Raw genomic sequence first — 12,322 nt, 5'->3', positions numbered from 1 at the left:
GAATCCAAATGGAGGATAGCGCACCGCAAGGACCTAAACAAAGCCGCTTGCCGCCAACTACAAAACAGCTTGTCCTCACCACGGACACACCAACAACGAAGCATCGCTGCCTCGATCCCCTCAACACCAGCCGCCAGACGCCCATCCAATCCGCCGACAATAGGCGGAAACGAAGGGGCATTGCCATTAGCGCACTTCGACCCAGCCGTTTTTGATCGCCACAACAACCGCTTGCGTCCGGTCGTTAACGTTTAACTTTTGCAGGATGCTGCTGACATGGTTTTTCACCGTTTTTTCGCTAATGTAGAGCGTTTCGCCGATGGCGCGGTTGCTTTTGCCGTCAGCCAGCAGCTGGAGCACTTCGCATTCGCGCCGCGTCAATAAATGGAGCGGACGGCGCACTTCTTGTTTGACCGCTACGCCGCCGCCTCTTTCCGACGTCAGGCGTCGGTATTCGCGGATCAAATTGTGCGTCACTTTCGGATGCAAGTACGAGCCGCCTTCAGCGACGATTTTCACCGCTTCAATGAGTGTGTCGGCATCCATTTCTTTGAGCAAATATCCAGTAGCCCCCGTCTGCAAGGCGCGCATGACATAGTTTTCATCGTCATGGATCGATAGGACGACGACTTTCGTATCGGGATACGCCTCAATCAGCTGTTTTGTCGCCTCGACCCCGTTCGTGTCGGGCATGTTAATATCCATCAGCACCAGATCCGGCCGGTGCTCTTCGACGATCGAAAGCGCTTCGCACCCATCGCTCCCTTCGGCCACGACTTCAAAATCGCCCTCAAACTCTAAAATGCGCTTAATGCCTTCGCGGAACAGCTGGTGGTCATCAATAATGGCGATGCGTGTTTTCATCATTTCCTCTCCTCCTTGTTCGTTTCTAGAGCTGAACGGTCAAGCGGGACGCGGATGAACACGGTTGTGCCGCCGCCAGGTTTCGAGCGGATCGCCAACGTGCCGCCGAGCAGCTCGACCCGCTCCCGCATCCCGATCAAGCCGAACGCATTTTCCTTTTTGATGGATGGGTCGAACCCTTTGCCGTCGTCTTTTACACTGACAAGCAACTGGCGGCACGTCACTTCCATCTTGACGTCAATGTGGCGCGCTTCGGCGTGTTTTAAGGCGTTTTGCACCGACTCTTGGACAAGCCGAAACACCGCCGCCTCCATCCGCGACGGCAGTCGAATTTCCTCCCCGATATGTACAAAGGAAATATGGACTCCCTTATTATATTCTTCGGTCGTTTGCAAGTATTTTTTAAGTGTCGGAACTAATCCTAAATCATCAAGCGCCATCGGCCGCAAGTCGTAAATAATGCGGCGCACCTCGGACAACGCGGAGCGCACCATTTTGCGAAAATCGCGAATTTCGGCAATCGCCGCCTCAGTCCCCCGGTCTTTCATCACCTTTTCCACAAGATCTGACCGAAGGAGCACATGGGCGAGCAGTTGCGCTGGGCCGTCATGAATTTCCCGCGACAGCCGACGCCGCTCTTCTTCTTGGGCTTCAATGATTTTGAGACCGAATTCTTGTTTTTGTTTTGCCCCTTCAATGATCTCGCTGACTTGGCGGAAATCGCTGTTTAAATAGTTGAGCACAACCGTAATTTGCCCGACCAAATGATCGGCGCGCTCGATGATTTGCAGCAGGCTCGCCAGCCGCCGCTCAAGCTCGTCGCGGCGCAGGCGCAGCTGCTTTTCGCGCTCGCGCACCATCGTCAGCTTCATGTGCAGTTCATGCGCTGCTTCATACGCCTCGCGAATATCTTGTTCCGAGTGGGACGAAAAGTTTTGGCTCACTTCCGACAGGCGGCGGCGCGCCTGACGTGCTTGCGCTTCGAGCCGATCCGCCTCTTCAATCGTCTGCACGGTCAGCCGCTTCACCTCTTCTAACTCGCGCAACAAACGGTCTTGCTCCTGGCGCGACTGCTCACCGATATGGAAAATTTCATCTTTGCTATGTTGAACCGTGTCGATCATTTTTTCGACAATTTCATCCAACTGCTTCACATCCCAACGTTTTTCCCCTGCCATTTGCCAACCTCCAGCAGCGCTGCCAAGCAGTATGCATGGGCGCCAACAAAATTTATTTGAAGGAAAAAAGTTGTCGATTTATAATAGTAAAAGCATGCCCTATCTATAAATCTTTTACCTTCAGTTTACCATAGTCAGGGTAAAGTGCTAGCTGTTTATGCAAAAAATAAACAAATGTAAACCGTTTCCACGTTTTTAATGATCGAGGTGTTTTGCTTTGTTACAAAAATATTACACCGTCAAAGGATACGGTGAGCGGGAAATCGTGATCGAAAAATCACGGTTTATTTGCTACATCAACCGCGCTGAAACGGAAGAGGAAGCGGTCGCGTTTATTCAACAAATCAAAAAGAAACATTGGGATGCGACGCACAACTGCTCCGCCTATTTGATCGGCGAGCATGATCAAATCCAAAAGGCAAATGACGACGGCGAACCGAGCGGCACTGCAGGTGTGCCGATGCTTGAGGTGCTGAAGAAAAAAGGGTTGAAAGACACCGTCGCGGTCGTCACCCGCTACTTCGGCGGCATTAAGCTCGGTGCGGGCGGATTGGTGCGCGCTTACAGCCGCGCCGTCTCCGAAGGCTTGAACGCCGCGGGCATCGTCGAACGCCGTCTCATGCGCATCATGAACGTGACGATTGACTATACATGGCTTGGGAAAGTGGAAAATGAATTGCGCTCTTCCGTATATACTATAAAAACTATCCATTATGCCGACCGCGTCACCTTTGCTGTCCTCGTTCCCGAGGACAGCCAGCTCCCGTTCAGTGAATGGATGACCGAACTGACGAACGGAAGGGCGGACATTCAAGCCGGGGAAACGGAATACGTTGAATTTACCCTTCCCTCGGGTTCGTAAGAACGAAAACGATTGAAAAGGAGCTCTCTTCCATGATGACTAACGAACGAAAACTTCATCGAAAGAAAATGAGGAAAAAAAAGCGAAGACGACGTCTCGCGTTCGGGTGCCTGTTGCTTTTTCTAGTATTGGTCGCCAGTGGTCTTGGTTATGCTTCTTTTTTAATGCATAAAATGAAGACAGCCATGAATGAGGCATATGAGGAAATTGGAACAAAGGAAACGATGGGCGACCACCTTGACCCAAAAAAGGATAGTTTCACCGTGTTGTTTATTGGCATTGACGATAGCAAAACGCGCAACTTCCAGAGTGATACGCGGTCTGATGCGTTAATTTTGGCTGCGTTTAACGCTGATACGCAATCAGTCAAAATGGTGAGCATCCCGCGCGATTCATATGTATACATTCCTTGCGAGGATCAGTACGATAAAATTACTCACGCCCATGCTTACGGAGGGACGAAATGTACCATTGAATCAGTCGAACATTTGTTTGATGTCCCGATTGATTATTACGTGAAGATGAACTTTTACGCCTTTATCGATGTTGTCGATGCACTCGGCGGCATTGAAGTGGAAGTGCCATATGATATTCGGGAAAAAGATGCTGAAGACCATCGAAACGCCATTGTCCTTAAAAAAGGATACCAACACTTAAATGGGGAAGAAGCTTTAGCATTGGCGCGGACGCGCAAAAAAGATAACGACATTGAACGCGGCAAGCGACAGCAGCAAATTTTGCAGGCCATCTTGAGAAAGGCGAGCCACACTGGTTCCATTTCAAAATATGATGATGTCATTGAAGCGATCGGAAACAATATGAAAACAAACTTCACCTTCGATGACATCAAAGCCTTGATTTACTATGTATCAACCGGCAACCCGCTTCAAACCGAATCGCTTGTCTTACAAGGAACGGATGATAATGATGGGGTTTATTACTATCGGTTGGATGAAGAATCGGTGCAAGAAGTATCCGATGCCCTTCGCTCCCAGTTGCATGCATCAGCCGAACAACAACGAAACGAAGAGAGGAATTGAAACGTGTAGTGGGTGTCTCGGACGCAGCGGGACACCTTTTTTTAACATAATTCCGAAAGAAGTCTCCCACTTCAAGCGAAGCTAAGTGGGAGTAGTTCACATTCCCCTATTTTAGGTACACTATATCATATTCCCTATTCAAGGAAGACCATCGCTCCGCTCCGCCTTCCTTATCAACGATTGGCCCCGTTGACTCCCTCCTTGTGTATAAAAATAGCTGTCCCACCTCTTGGGACAGCCTGTTTATTTCATTTTTCCGTTTACATAACGAATGCCTTGGACAATTCGTAAAATTGGGCGGTAATCATGGCCGACTAAGCCAATTTTTTCTGCCATTACCTCAAGCGCCAACACGACAATGGTCAAAATAATAAGTGATACCCAAGCGGCGGCTTTGGATAAAATGACGGCGATCAATCCAAACAAGGCGCTCACACCGTAAATAATGAGCACCGTTTGGCGGTGGCTGTATCCGAGCCGCAGCAGGCAATGGTGCAAGTGTGACTTGTCTGGCGCAGATAGCGGCTGCCGTTTCAGCAAGCGGCGGATGATCGCGAAAAACGTATCGGAAATCGGTACGCCTAAAATGATCACCGGGATAATAAAGGAAATCGCTGTGACGTTTTTAAACCCTAACAACGACAACACAGAGATCATGTACCCTAAAAAGAGCGCCCCTGTATCGCCCATGAAAATTTTGGCAGGATGGAAATTATAAACTAAAAACCCTAAGATGCTGCCAATTAAAATGATGCTCATGCCAGCGACAAACAAATCGCCTTTTAAAAACGCCATCCACGTGACGGTGACTAAAGCGATGGCAGAGACGCCAGCCGCTAAGCCATCCAAGCCATCGATTAAGTTAATGGCGTTTGTAATGCCAACGATCCAAAGGATCGTAAGCGGAATGCTAAGCACGCCAAAGTGCAACTGGGAACCAAACGGCAAGTTGATGTACTCCACTTGAATCCCGCCAAATACGACAACGACAAACGCGGCGAACAGCTGACCGGCCAGCTTGAGTTTCGGGGAAAGTTCGATTAAATCGTCAAGCATACCGGTAATAATAATAATGACACTCCCTAACAAAATGGGAATTTCTACAGCGTTATCTGGGTCCAAAACCAGCACACCGATCACAAAGGCAATATATATGGCTAATCCGCCCAAACGCGGCATAATTTTTTGATGTACTTTCCGCTGATTCGGCCGATCCGTGGCGCCAACGATAAAGGCCAGCTTTTTCACCAGCGGTGTAATGGTCACGGAGGCAAAGAAGCAAAGCAACAAGGTCAAAAAGTAACCCATAAAAAATCCTCCTTAATCTTATCATAACCACTCATTTCATTTTCTTGTCCATCGATTTTTTCATTGTTTGGCAATATGTTGGGCTACCGACAACAAATCGTGTGCATAAAAGCGGTGAACAGAGAAAATACTATAAAAAATAGAGTCATACCATTGAGGATTATATCATAGACAACAAAACTATGAAATATTTAATTTTCACTAGTTAACCGCCTTCTCTTTTATAATCGTTCGCAAAAACGTATGAAAAAAGGGGAGTTAATTTACATTTTTTAGGATGAAAGGAATGGATATAGAGGATAATTCATGCATTTTGTATAATATTTTCACATTTTGGCTTGTCTACTACGTCGGTTATGGTACAATAAATAATGAGGACCGTCCTCCGTTTTGCATGGGTATAGTCGAAGGGGCGATGGACGGGTTGAGGCCGAGGAAGATATCTGCGTGCTGATGCGGGTATCTTCCTTTTTCCATAATAAAGAACGTTCTGCCAGGCGGCAGAACGTTCTTTTTGCATCTATATAGGTTGTAATAAAGAATTTGCGATCTCCAGTCTTTACCTCCTGACAAGGTGACAGGAAGAGTAAACAATGCCATGTAAAACAAAATTGCAACGTATATATAGCGGATCAGCGGCAAATTACGATTGGATAATGCTGAGTTTCCAACTACTGAAATCCGGCTCTGCTTTTTGAACGAGCGATGGGGGAAAAATGAATGTCCACGGTTTGGTTGTGTTCGCTTTGATCTCTAGGCGATCCAACGTAAAGCCTCCCCGAGCAACAACGTCCCCTGTCGCATCTTCTACTTGAAGCGGCAGCTGCTCCAGATAAATCGTTTTGTCACTGCCGTTACGAATCAGCACCGTCACCCGCAACTCCCCGTCGTTCATCGCGGCTTGGAGGCCAAAAACGTTCACTTCGCCACTTTTTGGCGCTCCTAGCTCGTCGACGATGCGCCGCAACTTCTCTTTTTCTTCTTCCGGCAGCGCCTCTTCCCAACTCTTCTCCAGTTCAAGCCGATGTTTCGGCTTCAGTTCAAACGCCAGCTTCCACCCTTCCCTCGGGATCTCATCGGTCCGCAACGTCTCATAGCCGAATATAAAGCGCCACGGACGGCTCGTTTTTGGCGGAAGGCTTCCGAGTTCCTGCAGATCAAACTCTTTTCGGGCTAAAATGCTTCCATCCTCCCGAAGCAATAATAAAGGAACACGGCCGATTTGAATCGATTTCGGCAAGCTATGGCGCACAAACGCCGATACGATGATTCCATCTACTTCTTTTGACCAGCTGATGCCCGACAACGAAATTTGGTTAGGCTGTAACGGCGGCAGTTCATTGTTTAAAAAACGAAGCACGTATTGCTCTTCGGCTGGCACGTTCCAAGATGGATGAAGCGACAATTCGGGATATACGTCTTCCGTGCTCGTGACTTCCCCTGCTTCTTCCATGATTTCTTGAGCCGCTACGGTTGTATCACCGCCGCTTTTTTTCTTTTTTTTAAAAAATGGAAACAACGAACATTCCCCCTTATGCGTGGTTTTCTTCTTGCTCTAACGATTGAAGCAATCGCGCCGTATGAACACTGATCTCTTTTTCGATCACTTCATACATGGCTCGAAACATCTCAAATCCCTCTTTTTGGTATAGACGAATAGGGTCTTCTTGTTGGTAATGGCGCAACCCGATTCCTTCTTTTAACAGCGCCATCTGATCCAAATGGCGCATCCAATGATCATCAATGACGGTCAACATAACGCTTCTCAGCAACGTTTGCAGCTGGGCGTGCGCTTTTTTCTTCTCAAGAAACGCTATATACGAATCAACGGCTGCTGCAACTTGTCGTTTGACATCTTCCACATCGGCCGGTGGGCGGTCAAATTGGATCGGCGTTCGGTATACGATTCGGTTCAACTCTTCCGCCATACGTTCGATATCCCATTCCTCAGGGATTTGTTCCCGCAAGGCGTACGCATCTACCATTCGGTCACAAGCAGAGCGAATCATCGGAATGACAAGCGCCACGCGGTCGCTTTCCTCGAGCACCCGATCACGGATTTGGTAAATGACATGGCGCTGTTCATTCATCACGTCATCGAGCTTTAAGTTATACTCCCTGATCGAGAAATTGATTCCTTCCACGATTCGCTGCACTTTATCGACAAACTCATGAACGTCGTTATTCAAAATGCATCCCGTCTCATCCGTTTTCAGCTTCGCCTTTAACTTTTCCGTTTCCTCGGCCGCAAAGCGCCGGAACATGTCATCCTCAAGGGAAATGAAAAACTGGCTTGACCCTGGGTCCCCTTGGCGGCCGGCCCGCCCTTTCAATTGGTTGTCAATCCGTCGGCTTTCATGCCGCTCTGTGCCAAGAACATGAAGCCCGCCAAGCTCATCGACTCCTTCGCCAAGCAAAATGTCCGTCCCGCGGCCGGCGATGTTCGTGGCAATCGTCACCCGCCCGCGTTGCCCGGCTCGGGCGATCACTTCTGCCTCTTGTTCAACCGTTTTCGCATTGAGCAATTCGTACGGAACTTGCTCTTGATCTAAATACTTCGCCACTTCTTCTGACTGCAAAATCGACGTAGTCCCGATTAACACCGGTTGCCCGCTCCCATGGCGGCGCTTCACTTCTTTCGCTACGGCAACGTACTTATCGTGGCGGGTCATGTACACCCGATCAGGCAGGTCGATGCGGATTTTCGGTTTGTTAGTCGGGATCGGAATGACATCCATCCCATAAATGCGTTGGAATTCTTTTTCTTCTGTTTTCGCTGTTCCCGTCATTCCTGATAAAATCGGGTACATGCGAAAATAGTTTTGAATCGTAATGGAAGCGTATGTTTTGTTCTCTTCCGTAATCTCGAGCCCTTCTTTCGCTTCAATCGCTTGATGAAGGCCGTCGCTTAACGAGCGGCCTTCCATCACGCGTCCGGTAAATGCGTCAACAAGCAATACTTTTCCATCGCGGATGATGTAATCCACGTCACGTTTAAATAAAACGTGCGCCCGCAACGCCTGAATGACATAGTGATATAACACTTGATGCTCTATATCATACAAGTTATCAACGCCAAACGCTTTCTCTACCTTTTCAATGCCTTCATCTGTCAAGTTAACCGTCTTCGTCTCCCCTTCATATATGTAATCGACCTCCCGCTCAAACCGCTTGACTAATCGCGCCGCGATATAGTGGAGCTCGGCGTTTGAACGCGTTTTTCCGGCGATAATGAGCGGCGTTTTTGCCTCATCGATTAACACGCTGTCAATTTCGTCGATGATCGCATAATGGTATGGCCGTTGCACTTTGTCTGAAGCATCGTACACCATATGATCGCGCAAATAGTCAAACCCAAACTCCGTGCCGATGCCGTATGTAATGTCGGCTTGATACGCCCGTTTTTTTTCCTGCGGTGACATGAGCGGCAAATTGAGCCCGACAGTGAGGCCGAGAAACTCGTGAATTTGGCCAATTAAATTCCGGTCGCGCTTCGCCAAATAGTCGTTCACGGTAATGACATGTACCCCTTTTCCTTCTAGCGCCCGCAAGTAGCTTGGGAGGGAAGCGACGAGCGTTTTCCCCTCACCTGTTGCCATTTCCGCAATGTTTCCCTCGGCTAAAACGAGGCCGCCGATCAGCTGAACGTCAAAATGGCGCATCCCGAGCACTCGTTTCGCTGCTTCGCGGACCACCGCGAACGCTTCCACTTGAATGTCCTTCACCGACTTGCCGGAAGCAAGCTGTTCTTTCAACTCATCCGTCTTCCCACGCAACTCGGCATCGGTCAGTTTTTCTATTTGTGATTCCAACCGGTTAATTTGCTCCACCACTTGCATATATTTTTTTAACTGCCGTTCATGGGTATACCCTATCGCTCTCTTTAAGAGTGAAAGCATCCGTATTTCGCTCCTCTATGACGAATTCTTATTTATTATACCAAATTTAGAATCTATACGAAACGAGTCACCGATATGTTAGTTTTTGGGTATCCATCCAATGTTATGAGCTTTTCATGAAAATATGAAAACAGTGGCCACCAAGTTCCCCCTCTTACACCATTGTGATCCTCGCGATGAATAAATTACTTGTCGACAGATTTTGTCGAAAGATGTAGAATGATGTCGATAGGGTTGAGGTTGATAAGCCAGTCTCTCTCGCAGAAGGCTGGCGCTTTTTTTTGCTAAAAAACCGGGCATAAAGCCCGGTTTTTTGTTTAGATGGGAGTGAAGATTTGAATCGTCGGCACCTTCACTCCGCTGTCATCGAGTGATTGTCTCGTGACCAACACGATGTTTCCGTTGTGTACCATCATCGCCTCAATCTCGCCACTGATGGCCCACCGCTTCTCTTTTTTGAGTGATGTGCTATTGTACGCGGTGACTTGATGGCCTTGCGCCGTATACACGCGGCCCCGCGGCAAATCGAAAGCGATGGCAGAAAACGGCTCGATCGTCGCCGCGTACGTCATATTCACGCCTTTTTGCGCTGCGGCATAAAAGACAAAACCAGCATCGTTAAAAATGTATTTTCCATCTGGTGAAATCGTCAGGTCCGGTTCCAAATCATAATCGGAATGATATGGAGATGGATACGTTTCGACAAACCGCCCGTCAGCCACCCGATAAACGGACATGGTGATCGGAATGGTATTCGTCGTAATGGCATAAATCATCGATTGGCTAGGATGCATTTCAATCCGGCTGGCTTCATAAATGCGCTCCGATGCGACTTCCTGTTTCGTAAAACGGTCGTAGCTTTTAATGTACGTATGTTGCCCGGATCCGGATGAAACGTAAATATAACGTTGATCGGCCGCAATATCAAATGGATCCAAGGCAATATCAAACGTTTCTTTCAGTCTGAATTCTTTCGTGTCAACGATCGCAATGGCCCCTTGTTGCTCTTCGCTCCACCAGTAATGATTATGTTCGCCTTTCAATAATGTAATATACAGCTCATCATTGGCGAAAGATAACCGCTCGGCCGGAAGCGGCAAGGAAATTTTTCTTATATTGCGAGTTTCATAGTTGATTTCAACCGCATGGTTTGAATAATCAATTCCATATAAAATCGGCAGCGATGGATGAGCGACAACGTCCACAAGCGGCTCTTCAAGACGAAATGTCTCCGTTGCCACCGGATCGCCTTCATCGTCCTCATACACCGGCAGTTCATCAGTTGGAATGACCGGCAATTGATAAAACGGCACTTGCGCATACGCCTGCACCACCTCTTTAAAATAGTCAGCCGCCAATGCAAAGTTTAATTCCCCTTGGTCAAAGCCGAACGACACAAGACCAACAACATATCCGTACATATTGAGCAGAGGACCGCCCGAACTGCCGTTTGTCACCGGGGCGGTAAATTGAATGAAATCAGCGTACCCTTCCTCAAGTTCCAACGTGCGAATGGCGCTCACGACCCCTGTCGAGACAGAATCAGAAAACCCGAGCGGACTCCCGATCGCCACGATATCGTCTCCCGCTTCTACCATATCGACCGAACCAAGCCGCAACGGTTTCAACGGCAATAAATCGGTCGGCTTTAACAGCGCCACATCCAAATCGAGGTCATAATCGACGACCCCTTCGATTTCATACTCTTCCCCATCGCTTGTTAACACGGTAAAGGCGGATCCGCCGCTGACGACATGAAAATTGGTGACAATGAGCCCATTCGCAACCGCAAAACCGCTTCCTTGAGCCAGCTCTTTCCCGTTTTCATCGTAAACATAGACAGTAACGACACTTTCCTTTTTAGCAATAATCTCTTTACGGGAAAGCTGTTTCGTCAAAGGCGGTTTAAACTCATCGTTCATATACCGCGCCATAAATAAGGCGAATTGCAGCCGGGTCAGCGACGCGTTCGGCCGAAAGGTGCCGTCTGGGTAACCGAGCGTTACCTCGTTGGCCGCTAAGGCGTGCACATACGGATACGCCCAATGGTCCGGCCTGACATCAGTAAAATCGGTTGCCATCCTTCCGCTTAAGTGATACGCATTAGCGAAAATTTTCGCCATTTGCGCTCGAGTGAGTTTCCCGTATGGGTCAAACGACTGCGCAGTTTTCCCGCTGACGATGCCAAGATTCGCCGCTAACGCAATCTCCTTGTACCCAGTGCTGCCTGGTTTCACATCCATAAATGGCATCGGCAGCTCTTCTTCCGTGTCAAGACCAAGTTGGCGGATGATCATTAGCACCGCTTGCACACGAGTCAAGACCGCTTCAGGATGAAATTTCCCATCTTTATAACCTTGAATGATGCCGAGATTTGCTAAATATTCCACCTCCGCGCGCCCCGTCGACACATCGGGAAACAAGCCGCGGCTTTCCACCGCCTGCGCCGGACCGGCGTACGGCCCCCAAACCCAAACAAAAACAAGCAGCGCGGATAACCAAACAGCCGCCGCCTTTCTCCGTCTCCTCTTCCTTTCCAAGTCCATTCCCCCTCTAGTACATCCGATGTTAATCCTAATCGCTTCCATTGTAATCGAAAAATAGGAAAATCTCTAGATGCTCTCTGTACAATGATCAGTCATTTCTGCCATCCAATTTTTTTATATCCCATAGTCAAAAGCATAATTTCTGCATGTTTAAGCCATACTACCGTATCAGCCTGCCTTTCGGTTTCGGCGCTTGGCATGACATCACCGGATCGACCATGAACAGAAAACAAATGAACGTGGGGAAGAAAAGGATGAACATCAGTAATTGGCTATGGCTCGGACTCAACACCGTTCTTCTTGTCACCGGCCAGTTTTTATGGAAATACGGCATGACGCGACACAAGTTCGAGCTAGACGTGATCTCCGTCGTCAAGCTATTGCTCTCGCCATGGATTTTGCTCGGATTGGTCATTTACGGAGCGGCAACCATCCTTTGGCTGTTCATTTTGTCGCGCGTTCCGCTTAGCGTCGCCTACCCGCTGCAAAGCATCGCCTACGTGTTGGCGGTGTTCGGCGCCTATGTGTTCTTTCACGAGCCGCTTTCTGTCCCGAAACTCATTGGTGTGATCCTCATTATGCTTGGGGTCTCGTTCATCGGTTTTTCCGCCAATGGCTCGTAACG

General features: G+C 48.5%; 9 protein-coding genes. 3 read left to right on the top strand and 6 right to left on the bottom strand.

The features are described 5' to 3' along the window. Window positions 1-186: 186 nt before the first annotated feature. Together GS3922_RS00495 and GS3922_RS00490 are read right to left on the bottom strand one after the other, a co-directional pair. A complete protein-coding gene (locus GS3922_RS00495) occupies window positions 187-864 on the bottom strand; it encodes a response regulator (RefSeq protein ID WP_063167263.1) in 678 nt (225 codons plus the stop codon). Next, window positions 864-2,042: a sensor histidine kinase gene (locus GS3922_RS00490; protein WP_063164719.1), complete on the bottom strand. Its 1,179-nt coding sequence runs from the start codon at window positions 2,040-2,042 to the stop codon at window positions 864-866. The genes GS3922_RS00495 and GS3922_RS00490 overlap by 1 nt, the downstream gene beginning before the upstream one ends. Before the next feature lie 217 nt (window positions 2,043-2,259). On the opposite strand from GS3922_RS00490, the gene GS3922_RS00485 reads away from it, so the two are divergent. After that, entirely contained in the window at window positions 2,260-2,904 is a 645-nt protein-coding gene (locus GS3922_RS00485; protein ID WP_063164718.1) for a YigZ family protein, read from the top strand. Window positions 2,905-2,939: 35 nt separating this feature from the next. Beyond that, on the top strand, window positions 2,940-3,944 hold the full coding sequence (locus GS3922_RS00480; protein WP_063167262.1) for an LCP family protein: 1,005 nt from the start codon (window positions 2,940-2,942) through the stop codon (window positions 3,942-3,944). Window positions 3,945-4,187: 243 nt separating this feature from the next. Here the strand turns inward: GS3922_RS00480 and GS3922_RS00475 are convergent, their stop codons facing one another. The 4 genes from GS3922_RS00475 to GS3922_RS00460 all read right to left on the bottom strand — a co-directional run bounded on the left by GS3922_RS00475 (window position 4,188) and on the right by GS3922_RS00460 (window position 11,691). Next, window positions 4,188-5,252, bottom strand: a complete 1,065-nt coding sequence (locus GS3922_RS00475; RefSeq protein WP_063164717.1) for a glycosyltransferase family 4 protein — start codon at window positions 5,250-5,252, stop codon at window positions 4,188-4,190. A gap of 643 nt (window positions 5,253-5,895) precedes the next feature. Further along, on the bottom strand, window positions 5,896-6,771 hold the full coding sequence (locus tag GS3922_RS00470) for an accessory Sec system S-layer assembly protein (RefSeq protein WP_063164716.1): 876 nt from the start codon (window positions 6,769-6,771) through the stop codon (window positions 5,896-5,898). A gap of 13 nt (window positions 6,772-6,784) precedes the next feature. Beyond that, window positions 6,785-9,151, bottom strand: coding sequence for an accessory Sec system translocase SecA2 (gene secA2, locus GS3922_RS00465; protein ID WP_063164715.1), 2,367 nt, complete (start codon window positions 9,149-9,151; stop codon window positions 6,785-6,787). Window positions 9,152-9,468: 317 nt separating this feature from the next. Beyond that, complete coding sequence (locus tag GS3922_RS00460) at window positions 9,469-11,691, bottom strand: S-layer homology domain-containing protein (RefSeq protein WP_063164714.1); 2,223 nt, start codon at window positions 11,689-11,691, stop codon at window positions 9,469-9,471. 260 nt (window positions 11,692-11,951) lie between these two features. Between GS3922_RS00460 and GS3922_RS00455 the strand changes: the two genes are divergently transcribed. Continuing rightward, window positions 11,952-12,320, top strand: coding sequence for an SMR family transporter (locus tag GS3922_RS00455; protein WP_063164713.1), 369 nt, complete (start codon window positions 11,952-11,954; stop codon window positions 12,318-12,320). The last annotated feature ends 2 nt before the right edge of the window (window positions 12,321-12,322 follow it).

The sequence above is a fragment of the Geobacillus subterraneus genome, assembly GCF_001618685.1.
Lineage (GTDB): Bacteria > Bacillota > Bacilli > Bacillales > Anoxybacillaceae > Geobacillus > Geobacillus subterraneus.
The sequence above is the reverse complement of the archived record's forward strand: the minus strand, read 5'-3'. Positions and strand labels throughout refer to the sequence as shown.